Source organism: Streptomyces olivaceoviridis, from assembly GCF_014650115.1.
GTDB lineage: Bacteria > Actinomycetota > Actinomycetes > Streptomycetales > Streptomycetaceae > Streptomyces > Streptomyces olivaceoviridis.
The window spans coordinates 117571-139517 of the sequence record NZ_BMUI01000009.1 but is presented as its reverse complement, the minus strand read 5'-3'; the positions used below and the strand labels follow the sequence as shown (position 1 = coordinate 139517).

Annotated in this window: 26 protein-coding genes and 3 tRNA genes; 8 read left to right on the top strand and 21 right to left on the bottom strand. The window is 71.5% G+C overall.

The genetic code is table 11. The annotated features are described in order from the left end of the window. Nucleotides 1-95 precede the first annotated feature (95 nt). From IE273_RS19355 to IE273_RS19330, 6 genes are all read right to left on the bottom strand, one after another. A complete protein-coding gene (locus IE273_RS19355) occupies nt 96-1016 on the bottom strand; it encodes an SCO4651 family lipoprotein (RefSeq protein WP_189816451.1) in 921 nt (306 codons plus the stop codon). A 165-nt stretch (nt 1017-1181) separates the two neighbouring features. Next, nucleotides 1182-1907, bottom strand: a complete 726-nt coding sequence (gene rplA, locus IE273_RS19350; RefSeq protein ID WP_014674352.1) for a 50S ribosomal protein L1 — start codon at nt 1905-1907, stop codon at nt 1182-1184. A gap of 100 nt (nt 1908-2007) precedes the next feature. Further along, nucleotides 2008-2442 carry a 50S ribosomal protein L11 gene (rplK, locus tag IE273_RS19345; protein ID WP_014674351.1) on the bottom strand — a complete coding sequence of 145 codons (435 nt, stop codon included), beginning with the start codon at nt 2440-2442 and terminating at the stop codon, nt 2008-2010. A gap of 169 nt (nt 2443-2611) precedes the next feature. After that, nucleotides 2612-3481 carry a transcription termination/antitermination protein NusG gene (gene nusG, locus IE273_RS19340; protein ID WP_189816450.1) on the bottom strand — a complete coding sequence of 290 codons (870 nt, stop codon included), beginning with the start codon at nt 3479-3481 and terminating at the stop codon, nt 2612-2614. Nucleotides 3482-3561: 80 nt separating this feature from the next. Further along, complete coding sequence (gene secE / locus IE273_RS19335; protein ID WP_014674349.1) at nt 3562-3849, bottom strand: preprotein translocase subunit SecE; 288 nt, start codon at nt 3847-3849, stop codon at nt 3562-3564. Nucleotides 3850-3955: 106 nt separating this feature from the next. Next, nucleotides 3956-4028 (bottom strand) — tRNA-Trp (locus IE273_RS19330). A gap of 260 nt (nt 4029-4288) precedes the next feature. Here IE273_RS19330 and IE273_RS19325 point away from each other — a divergent pair. Continuing rightward, complete coding sequence (locus IE273_RS19325) at nt 4289-5515, top strand: pyridoxal phosphate-dependent aminotransferase (RefSeq protein ID WP_014674348.1); 1227 nt, start codon at nt 4289-4291, stop codon at nt 5513-5515. 124 nt (nt 5516-5639) lie between these two features. Continuing rightward, nucleotides 5640-6680 carry an adenosine deaminase gene (locus IE273_RS19320; protein WP_189816449.1) on the top strand — a complete coding sequence of 347 codons (1041 nt, stop codon included), beginning with the start codon at nt 5640-5642 and terminating at the stop codon, nt 6678-6680. Here IE273_RS19320 and IE273_RS19315 read toward each other — a convergent pair. Both IE273_RS19315 and IE273_RS19310 read right to left on the bottom strand, forming a co-directional pair. Then, complete coding sequence (locus IE273_RS19315; protein ID WP_189816448.1) at nt 6625-7332, bottom strand: hypothetical protein; 708 nt, start codon at nt 7330-7332, stop codon at nt 6625-6627. The genes IE273_RS19320 and IE273_RS19315 overlap by 56 nt on opposite strands. Before the next feature lie 10 nt (nt 7333-7342). Further along, nucleotides 7343-7987: a TetR/AcrR family transcriptional regulator gene (locus tag IE273_RS19310; protein ID WP_189816447.1), complete on the bottom strand. Its 645-nt coding sequence runs from the start codon at nt 7985-7987 to the stop codon at nt 7343-7345. A gap of 113 nt (nt 7988-8100) precedes the next feature. Here IE273_RS19310 and IE273_RS19305 point away from each other — a divergent pair, with 113 nt between their 5' ends. Further along, a complete protein-coding gene (locus tag IE273_RS19305) occupies nt 8101-8733 on the top strand; it encodes an NAD(P)-dependent oxidoreductase (RefSeq protein WP_189816446.1) in 633 nt (210 codons plus the stop codon). Between the two features lie 71 nt (nt 8734-8804). On the opposite strand, the gene IE273_RS19300 is transcribed toward IE273_RS19305, so the two are convergent. From IE273_RS19300 to IE273_RS19260, 9 genes are all read right to left on the bottom strand, one after another. Further along, a complete protein-coding gene (locus tag IE273_RS19300) occupies nt 8805-9860 on the bottom strand; it encodes a UDP-N-acetylmuramate dehydrogenase (protein WP_189816445.1) in 1056 nt (351 codons plus the stop codon). A 198-nt stretch (nt 9861-10058) separates the two neighbouring features. After that, nucleotides 10059-10439: a DUF3291 domain-containing protein gene (locus tag IE273_RS19295; RefSeq protein ID WP_189816444.1), complete on the bottom strand. Its 381-nt coding sequence runs from the start codon at nt 10437-10439 to the stop codon at nt 10059-10061. Nucleotides 10440-10467: 28 nt separating this feature from the next. Then, nucleotides 10468-11919, bottom strand: coding sequence for an MFS transporter (locus IE273_RS19290; RefSeq protein ID WP_189816443.1), 1452 nt, complete (start codon nt 11917-11919; stop codon nt 10468-10470). 83 nt (nt 11920-12002) lie between these two features. Continuing rightward, nucleotides 12003-12572 (bottom strand): TetR/AcrR family transcriptional regulator, encoded by a 570-nt coding sequence (locus IE273_RS19285; protein ID WP_189816442.1) that lies wholly within the window; start codon nt 12570-12572, stop codon nt 12003-12005. 140 nt (nt 12573-12712) lie between these two features. Further along, nucleotides 12713-13141, bottom strand: a complete 429-nt coding sequence (locus IE273_RS19280; protein WP_189816441.1) for a MaoC family dehydratase — start codon at nt 13139-13141, stop codon at nt 12713-12715. A gap of 7 nt (nt 13142-13148) precedes the next feature. Continuing rightward, on the bottom strand, nt 13149-13601 hold the full coding sequence (locus tag IE273_RS19275) for a MaoC family dehydratase N-terminal domain-containing protein (RefSeq protein ID WP_189816440.1): 453 nt from the start codon (nt 13599-13601) through the stop codon (nt 13149-13151). Nucleotides 13602-13772: 171 nt separating this feature from the next. Continuing rightward, on the bottom strand, nt 13773-13937 hold the full coding sequence (rpmG, locus tag IE273_RS19270; RefSeq protein WP_003948671.1) for a 50S ribosomal protein L33: 165 nt from the start codon (nt 13935-13937) through the stop codon (nt 13773-13775). 90 nt (nt 13938-14027) lie between these two features. After that, nucleotides 14028-14100 (bottom strand) — tRNA-Met (locus IE273_RS19265). Nucleotides 14101-14146: 46 nt separating this feature from the next. Continuing rightward, nucleotides 14147-14219 (bottom strand) — tRNA-Thr (locus IE273_RS19260). 445 nt (nt 14220-14664) lie between these two features. Here IE273_RS19260 and IE273_RS19255 point away from each other — a divergent pair. Next, a complete protein-coding gene (locus IE273_RS19255) occupies nt 14665-15930 on the top strand; it encodes an amidohydrolase family protein (RefSeq protein ID WP_189816439.1) in 1266 nt (421 codons plus the stop codon). A 561-nt stretch (nt 15931-16491) separates the two neighbouring features. Continuing rightward, complete coding sequence (locus IE273_RS19250) at nt 16492-17148, top strand: NAD(P)H-binding protein (RefSeq protein WP_189816438.1); 657 nt, start codon at nt 16492-16494, stop codon at nt 17146-17148. A gap of 116 nt (nt 17149-17264) precedes the next feature. Here IE273_RS19250 and IE273_RS19245 read toward each other — a convergent pair whose 3' ends face one another. The 3 genes from IE273_RS19245 to IE273_RS19235 form a co-directional block, all read right to left on the bottom strand. Next, entirely contained in the window at nt 17265-17477 is a 213-nt protein-coding gene (locus IE273_RS19245; RefSeq protein WP_189816437.1) for a hypothetical protein, read from the bottom strand. Between the two features lie 61 nt (nt 17478-17538). After that, nucleotides 17539-17763: a hypothetical protein gene (locus IE273_RS19240; protein WP_189816436.1), complete on the bottom strand. Its 225-nt coding sequence runs from the start codon at nt 17761-17763 to the stop codon at nt 17539-17541. A gap of 44 nt (nt 17764-17807) precedes the next feature. Then, on the bottom strand, nt 17808-18164 hold the full coding sequence (locus IE273_RS19235) for a DUF6233 domain-containing protein (protein WP_014674333.1): 357 nt from the start codon (nt 18162-18164) through the stop codon (nt 17808-17810). Between the two features lie 404 nt (nt 18165-18568). Between IE273_RS19235 and IE273_RS19230 the strand changes: the two genes are divergently transcribed. Next, nucleotides 18569-19057: a YajQ family cyclic di-GMP-binding protein gene (locus IE273_RS19230; RefSeq protein WP_189816435.1), complete on the top strand. Its 489-nt coding sequence runs from the start codon at nt 18569-18571 to the stop codon at nt 19055-19057. A gap of 142 nt (nt 19058-19199) precedes the next feature. Here the strand turns inward: IE273_RS19230 and IE273_RS19225 are convergent, their stop codons facing one another. Then, nucleotides 19200-19466: a GlsB/YeaQ/YmgE family stress response membrane protein gene (locus tag IE273_RS19225; protein ID WP_189816434.1), complete on the bottom strand. Its 267-nt coding sequence runs from the start codon at nt 19464-19466 to the stop codon at nt 19200-19202. Nucleotides 19467-19624: 158 nt separating this feature from the next. Here IE273_RS19225 and IE273_RS19220 point away from each other — a divergent pair, with 158 nt between their 5' ends. Together IE273_RS19220 and IE273_RS19215 are read left to right on the top strand one after the other, a co-directional pair. Then, nucleotides 19625-20878, top strand: coding sequence for an APC family permease (locus IE273_RS19220; RefSeq protein ID WP_189816433.1), 1254 nt, complete (start codon nt 19625-19627; stop codon nt 20876-20878). A 191-nt stretch (nt 20879-21069) separates the two neighbouring features. Then, nucleotides 21070-21471 carry a YccF domain-containing protein gene (locus IE273_RS19215; RefSeq protein WP_189816547.1) on the top strand — a complete coding sequence of 134 codons (402 nt, stop codon included), beginning with the start codon at nt 21070-21072 and terminating at the stop codon, nt 21469-21471. The last annotated feature ends 476 nt before the right edge of the window (nt 21472-21947 follow it).

The window sequence follows — 21947 nt, the reverse complement described above, 5'->3', positions numbered from 1 at the left end:
GGCTCCGCCGGCCGGCGGGCAGGTGAGGGCGTCAGGCCCTCCGGGGGCGCTGGGCGCGCCTCGGAGGGCCGTGCGGGCCACCGGGTCGGGAGAGGTCAGGAGGTGGCGCCGGTGCCGCCGGTCAGCGTGCCGCCGGACTTCAGCATGTCCGCGAAGTCCTTGGTGTCGCCGGCCGGGGGCGCCTCGGCGGTCACCTTCACGCCGTAGTCGCTGTAGAAGGACGTGTTGGTCATGGCGCCGTTGGCCGTGTCGGCCTTCTCGGTCTTCTTGACCAGCAGGTCCTGGTCGTTGATCCAGATGTCGACGGTGTCGGTGGTGACGCCGGCCTGGCTGAGCTGCTTCTTCAGGGCCGACAGCTGCTCGGCGCTGAGGTTGCTGGTCTTGCCCGCGAGGTCGGCGACGTTCAGCGTGCCCGAGTAGTGGGTGGTGTGGACGCCGGAGACCGTCTCCTCACCGACCTTCTTGACGTCGCCGGAGGCCAGCAGCATCTTCACGGACTGGTTCGGCGTGGCGTTCTGGATCTGGTCCTTCATGTACGAACCGGAGGCGCCGCCGAGCTTGGCGAGGTCGTCGTAGGAGTACTTGATCCAGTGCTTGCCGCCGCCCGCCTGCTGGGCGTAGGTGTCGCTCATGTGCGCGTAGTAGGCGTCCGGCAGGTACCGGGCCTCCATCGACTGCGTGCCGGCCTTCTTCATCAGCTCGGCCATCTGGCCGCCGGTGTAGGTGATGGTGAGGTTGCCCTTGAGGCCGTCGCCCCAGGTGAGGGCGCCGTTCGCGGTCATCGACATGAGGTCGCCGATGGACGTGGTGGAGCGCACCTTGGCGGAGTCGGCCTTGTCGGTGGACTTCTCGGCGGAGCGCAGGGCGGCGATGGGGCTGACGTGTGCCGCGGTCTTGCCGGCCGCCTTGTCACCGCCGTCCTTGCCGGAGTCGGAGGAGCCGCACGCGGCCACTCCGGTCAGGGCGGCCACCACGGCTGCGGAAAGGGCCACCCGGCGCACGGTCGTGCTCATCATCTGCTCCCACCCCTGATGCGTGTCCTGTGCCTGCACGGTATGCCAGGCCACTGACAGTCGTGCGAAAAGTCGCACGAAGAAAGGACGGGCCCGGAACCTCCAAGGTTCCAGGGCCCGCCCTTTTCTTTACGCGTACCTGACGCGGCTACCGGGCTGAGCTACGGCTCAGACGGCGGCCGGGTCCTCCTCGACGAGGAGGTTGCGGGTGCGGTTCGGGTCGACCGGGATGCCGGGGCCCATGGTGGTGCTGACCGCGGCCTTCTTGATGTAGCGACCCTTGGCGGCGGACGGCTTCAGACGGAGGATCTCCTCCAGCGCGGCGCCGTAGTTCTCCACCAGCTTGGAGTCGTCGAAGGACGCCTTGCCGATGATGAAGTGCAGGTTCGAGTGCTTGTCGACGCGGAACTCGATCTTGCCGCCCTTGATGTCGGTGACGGCCTTGGCGACGTCGGGGGTGACGGTGCCGGTCTTCGGGTTCGGCATCAGACCACGCGGGCCGAGGACGCGGCCGAGGCGGCCGACCTTGCCCATGAGGTCCGGGGTGGCGACGACGGCGTCGAAGTCCAGACGGCCCTTCGCCACCTCGTCGATCAGTTCGTCGGAGCCGACGATGTCGGCGCCGGCGGCCTCCGCGGCCGCAGCACGGTCACCGGTCGCGAAGACCAGGACCCGGGCGGTCTTGCCGGTGCCGTGCGGAAGGTTCACGGTGCCACGGACCATCTGGTCGGCCTTGCGCGGGTCGACACCCAGGCGGAAGGCCACCTCGACGGTCGCGTCGAACTTGGTCGTGGAGGTCTCCTTGGCCAGACGGACGGCCTCGAGCGGGGCGTACAGCTTCTCCCGGTCGACCTTGGCGTCCGCAGCGCGGAGAGCCTTGCTGCGCTTGCTCACAACTTGCTCCTGTGTGTTCTGAAGGAGTCGTGGTCCCTGGGCCGAGCAGGCCCTGCCACGTGCGACCGGCTACGGCCGCATGACTACTGGGGGGTTGGGGTCAGCCCTCGACCGTGACGCCCATGGAACGCGCGGTACCGGCGATGATCTTCGCGGCGGCGTCCAGGTCGTTCGCGTTCAGGTCGGCCATCTTGGTCTGGGCGATCTCGCGGACCTGCGCCTCGGTGATCTTGGCGACCTTGGTCTTGTGCGGCTCGCCGGAGCCCTTCTCGATGCCCGCGGCCTTGAGGATCATCTTCGCGGCCGGCGGCGTCTTGGTGATGAAGGTGAAGGAGCGGTCCTCGTAGACCGTGATCTCCACCGGGATGACCCAACCGCGCTGCGACTCGGTCGCGGCGTTGTAGGCCTTGCAGAACTCCATGATGTTGACGCCGTGCTGACCCAGCGCCGGGCCGACCGGCGGAGCCGGGTTGGCGGCGCCGGCCTGGATCTGGAGCTTGATGAGCCCCGTGACCTTCTTCTTCTTGGGAGGCATAGCTCTCCGGGTCCTTTCGGTTCGGGTCCTGCCCGCCTCCGGGGACCACCCGGACGCAGGCATACCGCACAACGATAACGGGTATAGATGCGCGGCCAAAAACCGTGCAGGTCAGGAGGGCTGAACCAGCCCGCCTGACCTGCACGGAAGCGGTACGTCCAGAAATGAACTAGTTCTTCTGGATCTGGTCGAAGGAGAGCTCGACCGGCGTCTCGCGGCCGAAGATCTCCACCAGGCCCTTGACCTTCTTCGAGTCGGGGTTGATCTCGTTGATGGTCGCCTGGAGCGTGGCGAACGGGCCGTCGGTGACGGTGACCGAGTCGCCGACCTCGAAGTCCAGCACCTGGACCTCGACCTTGCGCTGCGGGGCGGGCTTGCCCTCGGCCTCGGCGGCCTCGCGAGCGGCCTTCTCCTCGGCCTCCGGGGCGAGCATCTTGACGATCTCGTCCAGGGTCAGCGGGTACGGGTCGTAGGCGTTGCCGACGAAGCCGGTGACGCCCGGGGTGTTGCGGACGACGCCCCAGGACTCGTTCGTCAGGTCCATGCGGACCAGGACGTAACCCGGCAGCTTGTTCTGCTTGATCGTCTTGCGGTCGCCGTTCTTGATCTGGACGACCTCTTCCTGCGGCACCTCGGCCTGGAAGATGTAGTCCTCGACGTTCAGCGAGACGGCGCGCTGCTCCAGGTTGGTCTTCACGCGGTTCTCGTAGCCGGCGTAGGTGTGGATGACGTACCACTCGCCGGGCAGGGTGCGCAGTTCCTCGCGCAGGGCCTCGACCGGGTCCACCGGAGCGGCGGGCTCTTCCTCGGCGGCCTCCGCGACGGCGGCCTCCGCGACGGCGGCCTCCTCGTCGGCCTCTTCGTCCTCGTCCTCGGCGTGCAGGGCGGCCTCCTCGGCCGGCTCACCCGCCTCGGCCTCGGCAGCCTCGAACTCGTCCTGCTCGTCCGCGCCCTCGACGATGTCGAGCTCGTCGTCCACCGTCTCGGCAGCCAGCCCTCGGGGCTCGGTGGCGTCGTCGTTCAGGTTCGGGTCAGACACGATGGCTGCTTCTTCCTGGATACATAGGGGTGGAACATGCGAAAACGGGCGCCGGTACCACGGCGCCCTTCGCTCTTGGCTCAGCCGAAGACGTACTTGGCCGCGTGGTTGAGCCCATAGTCAATCACGGTCACCAGGGCGATCATGATGGCGACGAAGAAGATCACCACGGTGGTGTACGAGGTGAGCTGGTTGCGCGAGGGCCAGACGACCTTGCGGAGCTCCGCGATGATCTGCCGGTAGAAGGTGGCCAGGCGCTTGAGCGGGCCCTTCTTGGCGCGCTTGCCGCCCTTGCGAGCCCTCTTCTTGGACTCGGACACCTCGTCCTGGGCATCAGGCGTGTCGATGGAGCCCACGGCGTCCGTCATTGTCCTCACCTGATCCCGGGTCGTGGCCGTGCCGCGCCCGGTTTCTGAGCCGCACGGCGGTGCATTGCTGTACGTACATGCGCACACATCCTGGCGGTGTGTGTAGCAGGGCCGGAGGGACTTGAACCCCCAACCGCCGGTTTTGGAGACCGGTGCTCTACCAATTGAGCTACGACCCTTTGTGTGTCCCCCAACGTACCGCATCCGACCGGGTGCCCGGTGTGCACCGGCTCGGCGACGGTGGCTGAAGGCCAACGAGGTGAGAGTGTACGTGGTCCGGGCCCCGGCGTCGAACAGAAAGCGCCCGTCCGGGGCCGCGTGACCAAAGATCGTCCTGGCCGGGGCCCGGATTCGGACCCGTGTTCACGCCTCGACCCTTCCTGTTCAGTCTGTGAAACCCGTGTGCCGGGGTCATTTCCGGTCTGGAACGATGGGCCGCATGAGCGCTGCAACCCCTCCCACCGAGCGCCGGGTCTCCGCCCGAGTCGGCGCGATCTCCGAGTCCGCCACCCTCGCCGTGGACGCCAAGGCCAAGGCCCTGAAGGCCGCCGGGCGTCCGGTGATCGGCTTCGGCGCCGGTGAGCCCGACTTCCCGACCCCGGACTACATCGTCGAGGCGGCCGTCGAGGCCTGCAAGAACCCCAAGTACCACCGCTACACCCCGGCCGGCGGCCTCCCCGAGCTGAAGGCCGCCATCGCCGCGAAGACGCTGCGCGACTCCGGCTGGGAGCCCGACGTCTCGCAGATCCTGGTCACCAACGGTGGCAAGCAGGCCATCTACGAGGCGTTCGCCGCGATCCTCGACCCGGGCGACGAGGTCATCGTCCCCGCGCCGTACTGGACGACGTACCCGGAGTCGATCCGCCTGGCCGGCGGTGTCCCGGTCGAGGTCGTCGCCGACGAGACCACCGGCTACCGCGTCACGGTGGAGCAGCTGGAGGCGGCGCGCACGGAGAAGACGAAGGTGGTCCTCTTCGTCTCCCCGTCCAACCCGACCGGCGCGGTGTACTCCGAGACCGAGACCGAGGCGATCGGCCGCTGGGCCGTCGAGCACGGCCTGTGGGTGCTCACCGACGAGATCTACGAGCACCTGGTCTACGGCGAGGCCGCCGCGGTGTCCCTGGCGGGGCTCTTCCCCGAGCTGCGCGACAAGTGCATCGTGGTCAACGGCGTGGCGAAGACGTACGCCATGACCGGCTGGCGCGTGGGCTGGGTCATCGGCCCGAAGGACGTGGTCAAGGCCGCGACGAACCTCCAGTCGCACGCCACCTCGAACGTCTCCAACGTCGCCCAGGTGGCCGCGCTGGCCGCCGTCTCCGGTGACCTCGACGCCGTGGCGACGATGCGCGAGGCATTCGACCGGCGCCGCAAGACCATCGTGCGGATGCTCAACGAGATCGACGGCGTGCTCTGCCCGGAGCCGGAGGGCGCCTTCTACGCCTACCCGTCGGTCAAGGCACTGCTCGGCAAGGAGATCCGCGGCAAGCGCCCGCAGGACACCGTCGAGCTGGCCGCGCTGATCCTGGAGGAGGCCGAGGTCGCGGTCGTCCCGGGCGAGGCCTTCGGCACGCCGGGCTATCTGCGGCTGTCGTACGCGCTCGGTGACGAGGACCTCGTCGAGGGCGTGAGCCGCATCCAGAAGCTGCTGGCGGAGGCCAGGGACTGAGTCGTCCATTTCTGGACAGGGGCACCTTCGGATTCCCGGAGGTGCCCCTGTTCGTTTGTGCGAGCAAGAGCACGTAAGGGGAAACGGCTACCGGGACAGCGGGGACATACGGCAGGATCTGGGAATGGAGCGTGTACGTGATCTCTCTGAGCTGCCGAAAGCCCATCTGCACCTGCACTTCACCGGCTCGATGCGACCGGGCACCGTCCTGGAACTGGCCGACAAGTACGGCGTCCGGCTGCCCGACGCGCTGACGGAGGCGCTGACCAGCGGGGAACCGCCGAGACTGCGGGCCACTGACGAGCGGGGCTGGTTCCGTTTCCAGCGGCTGTACGACGCCGCGCGCTCCTGTGTGCGCGAGCCCGAGGACATCCAGCGCCTGGTCCGGGAGGCCGCCGAGGAGGACCTGGCGGACGGCTCGGGCTGGCTGGAGATCCAGGTGGACCCGACGTCGTACGCGCCCCGGCTGGGCGGTCTGATCCCGGCCCTGGAGATCATCCTGGACGCGGTGGACACGACCTCGCGGAGGACCGGGCTCGGCATGCGGGTGCTGGTGGCCGCGAACCGGATGAAGCACCCGCTGGACGCGCGGACGCTGGCCCGGCTGGCGGTGCGCTACGCGGACCGGGGCGTGGTCGGCTTCGGGCTCTCCAACGACGAGCGGCGGGGCATGGCGCGGGACTTCGACCGGGCCTTCCACATCGCGCGGGAGGGCGGTCTGCTGTCGGCCCCGCACGGCGGCGAGCTGACCGGCCCGGCGTCGGTCCGGGACTGCCTGGACGACCTGGACGCCACGCGGATCGGGCACGGGGTGCGGGCGGCGGAGGACCCCCGGCTGCTGAAGCGGCTGGCCGACCGGGGCGTGACCTGTGAGGTGTGCCCGGCGTCGAACGTGGCGCTCGGCGTGTACGAGAAGCCGGAGGACGTGCCGTTGCGCACGCTCTTCGAGGCGGGCGTCCCGATGGCGCTGGGCGCCGACGACCCGCTGCTGTTCGGCTCCCGGCTGGCCGCCCAGTACGAGATCGCCCGCCACGCCCACGGCTTCACGGACGCCGAACTCGCGGAGCTGGCCCGGCAGTCGGTGCGCGGCTCGGCCGCCCCGGAGGAGGTCAAGAAGCGGCTGCTGGCCGGCGTGGACGACTGGCTGGCGCGCCCGGCGGCCTGAAGTGGGCGTACGGCGGATACGGCTTGAAGCAGACCATGACCTCGACGGGGTGCCCGCCGCCGGGCGGATCGGTCAGGGGCAGGAACGATCCCAGGTATGCCATACGCCCTTCGCCGACACGGTTCTGGTACGGCCCCCGGCCCGCCGCGTCCGCGAAGCGGGTGGCCGTCTCGGCGAACACTTCCCGGTGACCGAAGAGGAAGAAGGTACGCGCGTGCGTGGCGTGCCGCAGGTCGCCCCGGAAGTCCGCCCGGTCCCGGCGCCCGCTCCAGACGGCGGCGTCCCGCGCGGTGCGGGCCTCGTCGGTGCGGACGGTCAGGGGCGCGCCCTGGCGTAGTCGGCGGCGCAGGTCGGGCCACTGGCTGGGGCGCAGGCCGAGGCGTTCGTGGACGAGGACGAGGTCGACCAGTTCGCCGACGCCCTCGTCGGGCGGGACGCCGTCGCGCAGCGGCACGTGGACGACGGTGTGCGGGGAGCGGGCGGCGAAGGAGAACAGGCCGGCGAGCCGGTTCAGCCCGTCGTGGTCGCCGAGCAGCATGCCGACGGGGTCGGGGGCGCGCAGCGAGGTGTGGCGCAGGGTGTGCCGGGGCCGGACGATCCGGTACTCGTGCGGTCCGGTGCGGGGCCGGAACTCGCGCAGCCTCAGCCGCATGGGGGACGCCTCATGTGCGGTGCCTCATGGCGTCAGGGTCGTGGTCGTCCGGCGTGTCCGCAACGGAGATTCCGCCCACCAGGGTCGCCGCCAGGCGGGCGGCGAACTCGTCGACGGGCGGCCGTTCGCGGGTCTCGGTGGCGTCGTAGGCGAACGCGCGCTGGGCGCAGGCGCCGAGGAGGAGTGAGGCGGCGGCGTAGGTGTCGGCGTCGGCACGGACGCGGCCGGCGGCCTGTTCGGCGCGCAGGTAGGCGTCCAGGCCCTCGATGGGCAGGTGCGGGCCGGAGCCGATCGCGCGCAGCGCCTCGTCGTGGCGGCGTTTGAGCTGGGTCTCGGCGTACAGGGAGGCGGCGATCGGGAAGCTCTGCTCGTAGAAGAGGGCGGCCTGGCGGGCGATCTCGGTGAGGTTCCCCGCGAGCGTGCCCCGGCCCGGTGCGGCGGCGAGGCCGCTGAGCAGCGGGGTGAGGCGGGGCAGGCGCTCGGTGAGGACCCGTACGAACAGCTCCTCCTTGCTGTCGAAGTACTTGTAGAGGGCCGCTTCGGAGCAGCCGGCCGCGCGGGCGATCTCCTTGGTGGTGGCGCGGGCGAGTCCGACCGTGAGCATGAGTTCGTGGGCCGCGTCGAGGATGCGGACACGCGCCGGCTTCGTCTCCATGGGGCTCCGATCGGGGCTTGACGGGCGGGTGAGTGTTTACCCACCCTAGAGGCAGCAGGTGGTGAGTGAGCACTCACCCACCACGTCCGCGGACGAGGGGATCTGACGTCACCATGAAGCTCACTGTCTTCGGCGCCACGGGAGGGATCGGCCGGGAGCTGGTCGGCCAGGCCCTGAACGCCGGTCACGAGGTCACCGCGGTCGTACGGGACCCGGCCCGGCTCGCCGTCACCGGTGACCGCCTGGAGGTCGTCCGCAGCGGCCTGACCGGCCCTGAGGAGCTGCGACCCGCCGTACGGGGCCGGGACGCCGTCCTGTCGGGCCTGGGCGCGCGCAGCCGCAAGGACGCCGGGGTGGCCACCCGGCTGGCCCGTACGGTCCTGGCCGCCATGGAGGCGGAGGGCGTACGCCGGCTGCTGGTGGTGAGCGCCGCGCCGGTCGGCCCCGCCCCGGCACACGACGGCCCCCTGGACCGAGGGGTGCGGCACCTGGTGTCGGCGATCCTCAAGGACGTCTACGCCGACCTGCGCGAAATGGAGGCCGAGCTGGCCCGCAGCGGCACCGACTGGACGTCCGTACGGCCGCCCCGGCTCCAGGACAAGCCGCTCACCGGCCGCTACCGCACCGTCGTCGGCGGCTTCCCGCCCCGGGGCCGCTTCATCGCGCGCGCGGACGTCGCGCACGCGATGCTGTCGATGATCGACGCGAGGGAGACCCTGAAGCAGGGGGTCGGGGTGGCCTACTGAGCCCGCGCTGTTCGGGAGCCACTCCCCGAAGGCTCCCGGAGCCGCCCACAGAGCCTCTCGGAACCCCGCTCCTAGAGGCTGACGCCGACGGTCACCGGCTCGTTGACCAGGGTGACCCCGAACGTCTCGCGGACGCCGGCGACCACCTCGCGGGCCAGGGCGAGCAGGTCCTCCGTGGTGGCGCCGCCCCGGTTGGTGAGCGCCAGGGTGTGCTTGGTGGAGATGCGGGCGGGGCCGGTGCCGTAGCCCTTGGTGAAGCCCGCCTTGTCGATCAGCCAGGCCGCGGAGGTCTTCGTACGGCCCTCCCCCGCCGGGTAGGCGGGCGGCTCGACGTCCTCGCCCAGCCGTTCGCGCACGCGCGCGCGGAACGCGGCGAACTGCTGGTCGATGAGGACCGGGTTGGTGAAGAAGGAGCCGGCCGACCAGGTGTCGTGGTCCTCGGGGTCGAGGACCATGCCCTTGCCGGCGCGCAGCTTCAGCACGGTCTCCCGGGCGTCGGCCAGCGGCACCCGGTCCCCGGGCTCCACACCGAGGGCCCGGGCCGTCTCGGCGTACTTGACCGGCGCGGACAGCCCGCCCGCGTCCTCCAGCTCGAAGCGCACCCGGAGCACGACGTGGCGCTCGGGGTCGGCCTTGAAGCGGCTGTGGCGGTACGAGAAGGCACACTCCTCGTTCGTCAGCGTGACGGTCTCGCCGGCCCGCCGGTCGTAGGCGATCACCTCGGTGATCGTCGAGGAGACCTCCTGGCCGTAGGCGCCCACGTTCTGGATCGGCGTGGCGCCCGCGGAGCCGGGGATGCCGGCCAGGCACTCGATCCCGGCGAGCCCGGCCTCCACGGTGCGGGCGACGGCGTCGGTCCACACCTCGCCGGCCGCGAGCTCCAGGGTGGTGCCGCGCAGTTCGACCCCGCGCGTGGCGATGCGCAGTGCGGTGCCGTCGAAGCCCTTGTCGCCGATCACCAGGTTCGATCCGCCGCCGATGACCAGCAGCGGGGTGCCGCTGTCGTCGGCCTCTCGGACGGCGGCGATCACCTCGGCGTCGGTGGCGGCGGTCACCAGCCGCGTCGCGGGACCACCCAGCCGGAAGGTGGTCAGCGGGGCAAGGGGGGCGTCGTGGAGTACCTGCACGGGCCCAAGACTACGAGACGGGTCAACGGGGGCCGCGCCGGCAGGAGGGCGGGGAACGCGGCACGCGCGCGTGCCGGTCCCTCCCCCGCTCCGCCGCCGTGTGCACACGCGTCGCCGTGCCCGAAAACAGCAGGCACGCGCGCGCGGACCTCCCTGCGGGCCGCGGGTCCACGCGCGCGTGCGGTGCCGTCCCGGCGGCTACGTCAGTCGCCGCGTCGCTTCCTCCCAGCTCATGGGGAGTGCACCGGCGGAGGCCTGCCACGTGGCGCACCGGACGTCCCGCATCCGGTCCGCCAGGGCCCGGGACGTCGGCCGGTGGGCTCCGGAGCGGGCGAACTCCTTGAGCGCGGCGGCCGACTCCCCGGCGGACAGGGTCCAGGAGGTCCGCCGCAGGGGCTGCGCCCTGAGGGTGGCCCCGCAGGCGCCGGGCGCACGGTCGGCCTGCCGCCGGACGGCCGGTGTGCGGACGAGGGAGCGGAGGGCGCCCCACAGGGTGCGGGTCACGAAGCGCGAGGCGGACACGTGCGCCTCGGCGCCGGCCGGCGGGGAGTTCGGCACGGTCCAGGGGAGCGTGGGCATCGCGGGCTCCTTGCGCGGGAGTGGCGGGTCAGCGGGCGGCGGTTTCGAGGACCGGCGCGGGCGCCTCCCCGGCCTCGAGGACGGCGCGGGCGCGGCCGGGGATCGCCAGGGCCGCGACCGCGGCGAGGACGACCACCGCGGAGCCGGTGACCAGGGCCGGCCGCAGACCGTCCACGAAGCTCTGCGCGGACTCGTAACCGCCCCGCGCGGAGAAGATCGAAGACATCACCGCGATGCCGAGCGCGCCGCCCACCTCGCGCAGCGCGTTGTTCGCGCCGGAGGCGATCCCCTGCTCCTGCGGGCGGACGCTGGCCATGACCAGGCTGGCGGCCGGCGCGAAGTACAGGGCCATGCCGACGCCGCTGACGATGAGACCGGGCAGCTGGACGGCGTAGGAGGCGTCCGTGGTGACCACCCAGGACATGTAGCCGAGCCCGGCGGCCTGGAGGAACAGGCCCGCGGCGACGACCGGCCGGCCGCCGATCCGGTCGGAGAGGAGCCCGGCGACGGGCGCGACGAGCATCGGCATGCCGGTCCACGGCAGCATCCTCAGTCCCGCCTCGGTGGGCGAGTAGCCGAGGACGCCCTGCATGTACTGGCTGAGCAGGAAGATCGATCCGAACATGCCGACGAACATCAGCAGGCTGGCCGCGTTGATCCCGGAGAAGGCCCGGGAACGGAACAGCCGCATGGGCAGCATCGGGTGCGCCGCGCGGGAGCTGTAGCCGACGAAGCCCGCGAGCAGCGCCCCGCCCGCGCCGAGCGCGGTCAGCACCACGGAGTCGGTCCAGCCGTCGGCGGGCCCGCGGACCAGGCCGTACACGATCCCGAAGAGCCCGCCGCTGGCGAGGAGCGTGCCGGGAAGGTCGAGACGGGCGCCGGTGCCGTGGGACTCGGCCAGGCGCAGCCGGGCGAGCGGCAGCGCGGCGAGGCCCAGGGGGACGTTCAGCCAGAAGATCCAGTGCCAGGAGACGTGCTCGGTGAGGCTGCCGCCGATCAGCGGCCCGGAGGCGACGGCCAGTCCGTTCACGGCGCCCCAGATGCCGTACACCGTCCCGCGCCTGGCCGCGGGCACGGCCGCCGTGAGCAGGGTCAGCGTGAGCGGCAGCATCACGGCCGCGCCGACGCCCTGCACCGCGCGGGCGGCGATCAGGGAGTCGATGCCGGGCGCCATGGCCGCGGCGGCGGACGCGCCGGTGAAGACGGCGAGTCCGGCGATGAACATCCGCCGGCGTCCGAAGCGGTCGCCGAGCGCGGCGCCGAACATCAGCAGGACGGCGAAGGTGAGCGTGTACGCGCTCACGGTCCACTCCAGGTCGTCCAGCGCCCCGCCGAGGTCCTCGCGGATGGAGGGCAGGGCGGTGGTGACGACGAGGTTGTCCAGGGACGCCATGAATCCGGCGACGCTCGTGATGACGAGGGCCCATACCGCGCTCGCGCGCGACGGGGTGGCGCCGGGTGGTGCTGTCTGCTGTGCCATCGCTCCCCCAGGGAACTTAGTTAGTTATTGCTGACTAACTTTCTTGGGCATGCCAATGCCCGCCCAGGCGACAGGGCCCGGCCCTACACCTCCAGGCGACCCGTGACCCGGGCCGACGGATAGAGCCCCTCCCACACCCGGTGCTCGGGCGGAAACCCCATGGCCACCAGGCAGTTGATGAGCATCCCGTGAGCCAGGAAGGAGGTCGTCTCGTCGACGTCCGCGCCGAGCGCGAGCCGCACGGTGTCCCATAGCCGCATCCAGCCGGCCCGTACGCTCTCGCCGAACTCCCGGTCACCTTCCTGCTCCGCGGCGGCCACGGCGATGTACATCTGCATCTGCATCATCAGCCACTCGGGCCGCTCCGCGATGACCTTGGTGTACGCGTTCGCCATGGCGTGCAGGGCCTCCTCGCCCCGCAGCCCCTCCGAGGCCCCCTCGAAGGTCCGGATGGTGTCGTCCACGCAGCGTTCGGCCGCCGCCAGGAAAATCGCCTTCTTGCCCGGGAAGAGCCGGAAGAGGTACGGCTGCGAGACACCGACCCGCCTGGCGATGGCCTCCGTGGAGGTGCCGTGGTACCCGCCGCGCGCGAACTCGGCGGTCGCCGCGCGGATGACGCTCTCGCGTCGCTCCTCTGCGCTCATCCTGGGCATGAGGGGAAAGTTAGTACTCAATCACTAACTTCGTCAAGGCGGGGCTGTGCGTGAGGAACGGCGTGCGCAAGGGCACCCCGCGCATACGTAAGGGGCGCCCCGCCAAGGAGGACGCCCCTTATACGCATCGCTTCGGGTCGTCAGGCGAGCCGTACGACCGCCCGGGACATGCCCAGCACCTTCTGGCCGGCGCTCATCGCCGTCAGGTCCACCCGTACGGTGTTGTCGTCCAGCTTGGCCCCGATCTTGCCGCTGACCTCGATCAGGGCGCCCTGGTCGTCGTTGGGGACGACGACGGGCTTGGTGAAGCGGACGCCGTACTCCACGACCGCACCCGGGTCACCGACCCAGTCGGTGACCACGCGGATCGCCTCGGCCATGGTGAACATGCCGTGCGCGATGACGTCCGGCAGGCCCACCTCCTTGGCGAACTTCTCGTTCCAGTGGATCGGGTTGAAGTCCCCGGAGGCGCCCGCGTAGCGCACGAGCGTGGCGCGGGTCACGGGGAAGGTCTGCGCCGGCAGCACGGTGCCGACCTCGATCTCGTCGTAGGCGATCTTCGCCGTCATCGGGTTCTCACGCCTCCTCGGCCGCGCGGGCCACGAGCTTGGTCCAGGCGGTCACGACGTGCTCGCCGGCCTCGTCGTGCACCTCACCGCGGATGTCCAGGACGTCGTTGCCCGCGAGGGACTTGATCGCCTCGATCGTGGAGGTGACCGTGAGCCGGTCGCCGGCGCGCACCGGGCGGACGTAGGCGAACTTCTGGTCGCCGTGCACCACGCGGCTGTAGTCGAGCCCCAGCTGCGGGTCCTCGACGACCTGGGCGGCGGCGCGGAACGTGATGGAGAACACGAAGGTCGGCGGGGCGATCACATCGGAGTAGCCGAATGCCTTGGCGGCCTCGGGGTCCGTGTACACCGGGTTGGTCTCGCCCACCGCCTCGGCGAACTCGCGGATCTTCTCCCGGCCCACCTCATAGGGCGCGGTGGGCGGGTAGGTCCGTCCCACGAAGGACTGGTCGAGCGCCATGGCCCGGCACCTCCTGATGTCTGCTGTGGCTGGCCCCAAATTAGCGGGAAACCGGCCGCGGAACGCGCACGGGGGCGGCGCGGCGGGCGGGCACGGCGGGCTGGGTGCCGAGCCGGTGAAACGCCGTGAGGCCGCCCCCTCGGAAGGGGACGGCCTCACGGACGAGCCTGTTTATCGCGTCTCGCGGTGCGCGGTGTGCGCGTTGCAACGCGGGCAGTGCTTCTTCATCTCAAGACGGTCCGGGTTGTTACGCCGGTTCTTCTTGGTGATGTAGTTCCGCTCCTTGCACTCCACGCAGGCCAGCGTGATCTTCGGGCGGACGTCGGTGGCAGCCACGTGAGTGCTCCTATGACGAACGGATGGACTGGTTTAACGCAAGAAAGAGTAGCCGATCGAAGGACCGACCCCGCAATCGGCTACTGTCAGTAGCGGTGACCGGACTTGAACCGGTGACACAGCGATTATGAGCCGCTTGCTCTACCGACTGAGCTACACCGCTTTGATGTGATCGGGTCCCGCCTCGCGACGGGAACCTCTCACACCAGAGCCCCAATACGGAATCGAACCGTAGACCTTCTCCTTACCATGGAGACGCTCTGCCGACTGAGCTATTGGGGCGAGCGATGAAGACATTACACGGTCCGCCGCCGTTCACCCAAATCCGTATCCCGCCGCCCGCCGGAACCCTCCCCACAGCCCGCTCGGCAGTCCCTTGAGCCCCGGTAGGCGCCCGGTAGGCGCGACGCGATCACCGCCGCCACGCGCGTGGGTGCGGGCGTGTGGGCGCCTGCTGCGCGGCGCCGTCGCGCGGCTGCGGCCCGCCCGCGCGCGTGGGTGTCCGAGGCCCGGCGAGGCGTCGCCACCGGTACTCCGGTCCGCCCGCTCGCGGGTGGGCGACGCGTGCGCCTCTGGAGCGGGCCACGCCGGTACGACTATTGCGCTCCTGCGCGTCCCGCGCGGCTCGTCGCCCTAGGCTCGACTCACTCTGCGTGATCTTGGGGCGGTGGACGGCCCCGATCCCCCACGCCGGCCCGCCCGCCCCCCGGCCCCACCCTGGAGCGCGATGCCCGACAGCCAGCCGCAGCCGCAACCGCCGTCGAACTCGTCGGGGTCCTCCGGACCGTCCGACCAGGCCGCGCTCCTGCTCTGCGGAGCGCGCCTCACCGACGGCCGCACGGTGGACGTACGGCTGGGCGGCGGGCGCATCGAGGCCGTGGGCACCACCGGCAGTCTCGCGCCGGGCCCGGCGCGGACGAGCGCCACGCGTGTGGACCTGAGCGGCTACCTGCTCCTGCCGGCACCGGCCGAACCGCACGCCCACGGCGACACCGCCCTGTCGGCCGAGCGCCCCGGCCCCGCGTCGTACGCCCCCGAGGACGTCCAGCGCCGGGCCACGGAGGCGGCCCTGCTCCAGCTCGGGCACGGCGCGACGGCGGTACGCGCGCACGTGCGCGTGGGCGACGTCCAGGGACTCGGCGCACTGGGCGCGGTCTTGCAGGCGCGACGGTCGCTGCGGGGGCTGGCGGAGCTGACGGCGGTGGCGATGCCACGGCTGCTGACCGGGGCGGCCGGGGCCGACGGACTCGCGATGCTGCGGGACGCGGTGAAGATGGGCGCCTGTGTGGTGGGCGGCTGCCCGGACCTGGACCCCGATCCCACCGGCTACGTGGAGACGGTCCTGGAGGTGGCCTCCGAACACGGCTGCCCGGTGGACCTGCACACGGACGCCGCCGACCCGGCCCGGCTCTCCCGGCTCGCGGCCATGGCGGGTGGCCTGCGCCCCGGCGTGACGATCGGACCGTGCGCCGGTCTCGCGCGCCTGCCCACCGAGGCCGCCTCCCGCGTCGCCGACCAGCTCGCGGCGGCCGGAGTGACGGTCGTGTGCCTGCCCCAGGGCGGCTGCGGCGGCGCCGATCGGCGGGGCACGGCGCCGGTACGGCTGCTCCGGGCCGCCGGGGTGCGGGTGGCGGCCGGCAGCGGTGCCCTGCGCGACGTGTCGAACACCGTCGGCCGCGGCGACCCGCTGGAGGCCGCCTACCTCCTCGCCTCCGCCCACGGTCTGCGCCCCGAGGACGCCTACGACGCCGTGTGCGCCTCGGCACGCGCGGCGCTGGGCCTGCCGGAGGTCCGCGTGGAAGCGGGCTTCCCGGCCGAACTGCTGGCCGTACGCGGGGACCACCTCCCCGGTGCGCTGTCCCTGGCCTACAGCCGGATCGTCGTCCACCGCGGCCGAGTGGTGGCCCGCACGAGCGCGGTCCGCGAGTACTGCAACTCGGCGGCGACAGCGGAACTGGGCCTGCCGCGGCAGGGTCGGGGGGAACTGTCGTGAGCGGCGGGACAGTGCGGGGAGCCGGTGGGGGTGGGGTGGGCATGGGGCGGTGCGGGAGCCGGCCGGGGCTGTGAGACCTCGTGGGGGGCGCGGCGCGGGGCGCTTCGTGGTGGCGCGGGTGTGTGCGGTCGGCGTGCAGTCGGGTGCAGTCCTGAGGCGGTGTCGGCGGGTGCGCTTGGGGGCGCGTGCGGGTAGTGGAACGGGGTGTCTGGGGGGCGCGCTTGGGGCGTGCAGAGGGCGTGCGCGGGCTGGAAAACGGGGCAGCCGGGGGGCGCGTGCGGGCCGTGGAACGGGGTGCCCGGCGGCGCGTGATCGTTCCCCGTTCGCGGCGGGCTTGCTCCGCGCGCGGGATCGTTCGCTGCGTGCCGGCCGGGTGTCGGGGAGCGGTGCCCACCGCGCGAACGGCCCCTTCGCACAGCGGCGCCCGTCCGCGCGTACGCCCCGAGCCGCGCTTGTGAGCGTCCGGGAGTGAGCGGGCGCGGGCGCGCGCCTTCGGGGTGCTCCGGGCGCGGCGGTCAACTCGTGCGGCGGATGCGGCTCTCCGGGCGTACGGTCGGTTCCATGCGCATTGTCATCGCTGGTGGTCATGGTCAGATCGCGCTGCGGCTGGAGCGTGTGCTCTCCGCGCGCGGGGACGAGGTCGCGGGCATCATCCGCAAAGCCGAGCAGGGCGACGATCTGCGCGCGGCCGGTGCCGAACCGGTCCTGCTCGACCTTGAGTCCGCCTCGGTGGAGGAGGTCGCGGCGCACCTCCAGGGCGCGGACGCGGCGGTGTTCGCGGCCGGCGCGGGCCCGGGCAGCGGCGCGGCCCGCAAGGACACGGTGGACAGGGGCGCGGCGGTGCTGTTCGCGGACGCGGCCGTACGCGCGCGTGTGCGCCGCTTCGTGGTGGTGTCCTCGATGGGCGCGGATCCCGCGCACCAGGGGGACGACGTCTTCGACGTGTACCTGCGTGCCAAGGGCGAGGCCGACGCCTATGTCACCCGGCAGGAGGCGCTGGACTGGACGATCCTGCGCCCGGGCACGCTGACGGACGACGCGGGCACCGGCCTGGTCCGGCTGGAGGCGCACACGGGGCGCGGCTCGATCCCCCGGGACGACGTGGCGACCATCCTCGCGGAACTGGTGGACACGCCGGCGACGGCCGGTCTCACACTGGAGCTGATCAGCGGTTCGACGCCGGTGTCGGTGGCGGTGAAGTCGGTCGCCGGGAACTGAGCCGGGCGGCCGGCCGTTGACCGGTCAGGCCCGCCTCGCCCCTCCCTGACCGTCACCGCCCGCGCACTGACGAACCGTAGGAGACCTCGACCCGCCCCCTGTCGGCCCGTCAGGGCTCAGAACAGCGGCAGCTGACCGGGGAATTCGGGCACGGCGTAGCCGTCCAAGGACGGTTGCACCGCCCCGAGTTGTGCCGGATGTCGCGACCCGGCGCAGGAGACGAGTTCCCCGTTCTCCCGCGCCCCGGGCGGGTCGTGCCGTGCGAAGCGGCCCGCGACGACGGCGATGTCGCGGTGGCACACGGGACAGGTTCTGCGTCGGGAGGACATGCCGTCAGTGTGCCCGAGCGGGCGGTCGGCGCATCTCTCCCGGCCGACGACGGCGGCGTGATCAGGTCCGGGTCTCCGCCTCCCAACGGTCGGGGCCCACTCCGCGCCAGTCGATCAGCGGTGAGTCGGCCACCTCCTCCGGCTCGATCTCCAGCCCCGCCCGGCGGAGGAACTCCACCAGGTCCCGCACGTTGTGCGCGAGGCCGAGGATCTCGCCGTCCACCCGTACCCGGCGACCACCGGTCGGGGACGGCAGGTGCACGATGATGGGATGTTTCCCGGCCATGGCTCCAGCATCATCCGGACCGGCCGGGCCCGCACCCGGGCCGGTCATTCGAGAATCCCCAGCGCGGTGTCCGGCCGGCACAGCGGGCACGCGGGGACTCCTTCTTCGGTGAGGGCCCGTACCGCCTGCTCCCGGCCGACGCCTTTCGCCCGCCCGCCGCCGGCGCCCGTACAGCCGCCGACGTGGACGTACACCGCGCTCCGGCCGCTGAGACCGCGCTCGACGGCCCACTCCGCGGCGGCCTTCCGGGCGCCGAGACGGCGCTGCCGTTCGGCCTCCCGGCGTTCCTCGTCGGCGATCCACCGGTCCATCAGCGCGAGTTGCCTGGCGGCCTGGTGTTCGACGACGCGGCGGGCGAAGCGCAGCATGTCGAGACGCGTCAGCGGACGGTCCTCGTTCACGCGTTCGATTCTAATGAGGTGCGGGGGCGTGGCGCGACCAGCGGTACCCCGGTCCCGCCGACGGCACGGAGACCCCGGAGACAACGACGAAGGCCCCGTGACCTGCTCTCGCAGATCACGGGGCCTCGCTCCCGTGTGGCGGCGCCAGGATTCGAACCTGGGAAGGCTGAGCCACACCGCCGGGTAGTGCTGCCGCTTCGAACCCGCTTTCGGCGGTGTTCCCCGGCAACGACGTAAACAATACCCGATGCCCGGGGGTGCTTCGCCACCCGATTGATCTCCACCTGGCGGGGCGCGGGGTGGCTAGGCTGGTGCGGATACGCCCGGTACTCCACCGGGCCCGGCGGCCGCCGCGCGCGCCGGCACGCACCCGATACGCACCCCGATACAAGGAGCCACAGGACATGGCCGACTCCAGTTTCGACATCGTCTCGAAGGTCGAGCGGCAGGAGGTCGACAACGCCCTCAACCAGGCCGCCAAGGAGATCTCGCAGCGCTACGACTTCAAGGGCGTGGGGGCCTCGATCTCCTGGTCCGGTGACAAGATCCTCATGGAGGCGAACTCCGAGGACCGGGTGACGGCTGTCCTCGACGTCTTCCAGTCGAAGCTCATCAAGCGCGGCATCTCGCTGAAGACGCTGGAAGCGGGCGAGCCGCAGCTCTCCGGCAAGGAGTACAAGATCTTCGCGTCGATCGAGGAGGGCATCTCCCAGGAGAACGCGAAGAAGGTGGCGAAGATCATCCGCGATGAGGGCCCCAAGGGCGTGAAGGCCCAGGTCCAGGGAGACGAGCTGCGCGTCAGCTCCAAGAGCCGCGACGACCTCCAGACCGTCATCGCCCTCCTGAAGGGCAAGGACTTCGACTTCGCGCTCCAGTTCGTGAACTACCGGTAAGAGGTAAGAGGTAAGAGAGAAGGGTGGGCACCCCGCGCCCCGCGGTGCGAAACCACACGGTGCGGAACCGTGCGGTGCGCAACCGTGTGGCGTGGTGCCCACCCCCGCGCTGCCGCGCCTCCCGTGCTGCCGCGCCGCGCGCTCAGTCGCGTGAGTTGCCGAACAGGATCCGGTAGACGATCAGCAGCACCAGGGAGCCGCCGACGGCCGCGGCCCAGGTGGCGCCGTCGAAGAAGTGCTTGCTGATGGGGTGGTCCAGCCAGCGGGCCGATATCCAGCCCCCGATGAACGCGCCCGCGATGCCGATGAGGGTCGTACCGATGAAGCCGCCGGGGTCGCGTCCCGGCAGGAGGACTTTGGCGATGGCTCCGGCCAGCAGTCCCAGGATGATCCAACCGATGATGCTCATGCCGTGAACCTGCCCTTCCGCGCTGTGTCCGCACTGTCGGTTCCGTGAGAGTTCTCGCCCCCGGACCCGCTGCGCGTCGCGCGCGTGTTCGTGCCGTGTCGATGAAGAGGACGTCACAGGTCCACCCGCCGGTTGCCGCGATCAGTATGGTGCGGCGCATGACACGTACCGACGCCGGGCTGCGCCGGACCCTGGGCGTGCGGGACGCCGTGGTCGTCGGCCTCGGCTCGATGATCGGCGCCGGGGTCTTCTCCGCCCTGGGGCCGGCCGCGCGCGCGGCCGGGTCCGGGCTGCTGCCCGCCCTCGCCCTCGCCGCCGTAGTGGCCTACTGCAACGCCATGTCCTCGGCCCGGCTCGCCGCCCGCTACCCGGCCTCCGGCGGGACGTACGTGTACGGCAGGGAGCGGCTCGGCGATTTCTGGGGGTACCTGGCCGGCTGGGCCTTCGTGGTCGGCAAGACGGCCTCCTGCGCGGCCATGGCGCTCACCGTGGGCGCGTACGTGTGGCCGGGGCAGGCGCACGTGGCGGCGGTCGCGGCGGTGGTGGCCCTGACCGCCGTCAACTACGGCGGCATCCAGAAGTCCGCGTGGCTGACGCGGTCGATCGTCGCCGTCGTCCTGGCCGTTCTCGCGGCCGTGGTCGTGATGTGCCTGGTCTCCGGGCAGGCTGACGCGGGGCGGCTGGACATCGGGCTGTCGGCGGGTGCCGACGGGGTGCTCCAGGCGGCCGGGCTGCTGTTCTTCGCGTTCGCCGGGTACGCGCGGATCGCCACCCTCGGGGAGGAGGTGCGCGATCCGGCGCGCACGATCCCGCGGGCGATCCCGCTGGCCCTGGGAATCACGCTGGTGGTGTACGCGTGCGTGGCCGTCGCCGTGCTCGCCGTCCTCGGCGCGGGCCGGCTCGGGCAGGCGGCGGCGCCGCTGGCCGACGCGGTGCGGGCGGCCGGGGTGCCGGGGCTCGTGCCCGTGGTGCGGACCGGAGCCGCGGTGGCCGCGCTGGGCTCGCTGCTCGCGCTGATCCTCGGGGTCTCGCGTACGACGCTCGCCATGGCCCGGGACGGGCACCTGCCGGGCGCCCTGGCAGCCGTGCACCCGCGCTTCCGCGTGCCGCACCGGGCGGAACTGGCCGTGGGCGCGGTGGTCGCCGTACTGGCCGCGACGGTGGACGTGCGCGGCGCGATCGGCTTCTCGTCCTTCGGTGTGCTGGCCTACTACGCCGTCGCCAACGCCTCCGCCCGGACGCTGAGCACTGCTCCGCGCTCGCGGATGGTGCCCGCGGTGGGCCTGCTGGGCTGCGCCACGCTGGCGTTCGCGCTGCCCCCGGCCTCGGTGGCCGCGGGCGCGGGTGTCCTCGCGGTGGGCGGAGCTGCCTACGGCGTACGGCGGTGGTGGGCGGGGCGGTGCCCGGGGTGACGTACGCCGGAAGGGTCGATCCTCGGGGTCTCGGCTCAGTGCGCCGTCAAGAGCGGCCACGCCGGCGCCCGAGGATCGACAGCAGCGCGCACCGCTCCCCGTGAGAGCGCTCCGCTTCCTCCTGAGCGCGTGATCCGCTGATACTGGCGGTAGCAGGCATGCCGACCGAGCTGCCTGGAGAGGTACCGGTCATGAAGGTGTTCAACCTGCTGCTCAACATCTTGTGGCTCGTCTTCTGCGGCCTCTGGATGGCGATCGGTTACCTGGTCGCCGCCCTGATCTGCTTCGTCCTGATCGTCACCATCCCGTTCGGCATCGCGTCGCTGCGCATCGCCGGGTTCGTTCTCTGGCCGTTCGGCCGTACCACCGTGCAACGGCCCGACGCCGGAGCGCCGTCATGCGTCGGCAATGTCATCTGGGTCGTCTTCGCGGGCTGGTGGCTCGCACTGGCCCACCTGATCACGAGCATCCCCCTGTTCCTGTCGATCATCGGGATTCCCTTCGGCTGGGCGAACCTGAAGCTCATTCCCATCTCGCTCATGCCGCTGGGACAGGAGGTCGTGCCCACGGACGAGGCATTCGGCGGACGTTGAGCTCACCCCCTCATTGCCTCGGTCTCCCTTGCCGCGGCTCAACTGGATGCAGCCCGAATAGTGTCCGACAATGGGTTTATGTGGTGGCTCAGTTCGACCCGTCCGGGTACACAGCACACCAAACACCTCTTCACGGTGTTCGCGCTCGGCCTTCTCCTGGCCGGCGCCGCCGCGTTAGGCGCTCCGGAAACCGCTTCGACGGCAGCCCCGGCTCATGCTCCCTCGCATTCCCACCAGTCGGACCGCGGCTGTGACGAGGTCTGGGGGAACGGCGGCTGTGACACCTAGGCGGCCCAGGTGTCGCTCGCATGAATGTCATTCAGGCTGTCGACGAGAATCACAGGCAGCGGATGTGAAGGCTTGGGTACCTGAATGAGAAAAGGCACGTAGACCACTTCGCCGTGCCTGTACTCCGCCTTCCAGGAATTCCGGTAGCACACGACATCGTCCGGGTTTCCCCGCGTCGCATAACACCG

Excerpts from the sequence above, each read along its gene's own strand:
- IE273_RS19355 (WP_189816451.1), bottom strand. The coding sequence starts at position 1,016 with ATGATGAGCACGACCGTGCGCCGGGTGGCCCTTTCCGCAGCCGTGGTG.
- rplK (WP_014674351.1), bottom strand. The coding sequence starts at position 2,442 with ATGCCTCCCAAGAAGAAGAAGGTCACGGGGCTCATCAAGCTCCAGATC.
- secE (WP_014674349.1), bottom strand. The coding sequence starts at position 3,849 with ATGACGGACGCCGTGGGCTCCATCGACACGCCTGATGCCCAGGACGAG.
- IE273_RS19325 (WP_014674348.1), top strand. The coding sequence starts at position 4,289 with ATGAGCGCTGCAACCCCTCCCACCGAGCGCCGGGTCTCCGCCCGAGTC.
- IE273_RS19320 (WP_189816449.1), top strand. The coding sequence starts at position 5,640 with ATGGAGCGTGTACGTGATCTCTCTGAGCTGCCGAAAGCCCATCTGCAC.
- IE273_RS19315 (WP_189816448.1), bottom strand. The coding sequence starts at position 7,332 with ATGCGGCTGAGGCTGCGCGAGTTCCGGCCCCGCACCGGACCGCACGAG.
- IE273_RS19310 (WP_189816447.1), bottom strand. The coding sequence starts at position 7,987 with ATGGAGACGAAGCCGGCGCGTGTCCGCATCCTCGACGCGGCCCACGAA.
- IE273_RS19305 (WP_189816446.1), top strand. The coding sequence starts at position 8,101 with ATGAAGCTCACTGTCTTCGGCGCCACGGGAGGGATCGGCCGGGAGCTG.
- IE273_RS19295 (WP_189816444.1), bottom strand. The coding sequence starts at position 10,439 with ATGCCCACGCTCCCCTGGACCGTGCCGAACTCCCCGCCGGCCGGCGCC.
- IE273_RS19290 (WP_189816443.1), bottom strand. The coding sequence starts at position 11,919 with ATGGCACAGCAGACAGCACCACCCGGCGCCACCCCGTCGCGCGCGAGC.
- IE273_RS19285 (WP_189816442.1), bottom strand. The coding sequence starts at position 12,572 with ATGCCCAGGATGAGCGCAGAGGAGCGACGCGAGAGCGTCATCCGCGCG.
- IE273_RS19280 (WP_189816441.1), bottom strand. The coding sequence starts at position 13,141 with ATGACGGCGAAGATCGCCTACGACGAGATCGAGGTCGGCACCGTGCTG.
- IE273_RS19275 (WP_189816440.1), bottom strand. The coding sequence starts at position 13,601 with ATGGCGCTCGACCAGTCCTTCGTGGGACGGACCTACCCGCCCACCGCG.
- IE273_RS19255 (WP_189816439.1), top strand. The coding sequence starts at position 14,665 with ATGCCCGACAGCCAGCCGCAGCCGCAACCGCCGTCGAACTCGTCGGGG.
- IE273_RS19250 (WP_189816438.1), top strand. The coding sequence starts at position 16,492 with ATGCGCATTGTCATCGCTGGTGGTCATGGTCAGATCGCGCTGCGGCTG.
- IE273_RS19245 (WP_189816437.1), bottom strand. The coding sequence starts at position 17,477 with ATGTCCTCCCGACGCAGAACCTGTCCCGTGTGCCACCGCGACATCGCC.
- IE273_RS19240 (WP_189816436.1), bottom strand. The coding sequence starts at position 17,763 with ATGGCCGGGAAACATCCCATCATCGTGCACCTGCCGTCCCCGACCGGT.
- IE273_RS19230 (WP_189816435.1), top strand. The coding sequence starts at position 18,569 with ATGGCCGACTCCAGTTTCGACATCGTCTCGAAGGTCGAGCGGCAGGAG.
- IE273_RS19225 (WP_189816434.1), bottom strand. The coding sequence starts at position 19,466 with ATGAGCATCATCGGTTGGATCATCCTGGGACTGCTGGCCGGAGCCATC.
- IE273_RS19220 (WP_189816433.1), top strand. The coding sequence starts at position 19,625 with ATGACACGTACCGACGCCGGGCTGCGCCGGACCCTGGGCGTGCGGGAC.
- IE273_RS19215 (WP_189816547.1), top strand. The coding sequence starts at position 21,070 with ATGAAGGTGTTCAACCTGCTGCTCAACATCTTGTGGCTCGTCTTCTGC.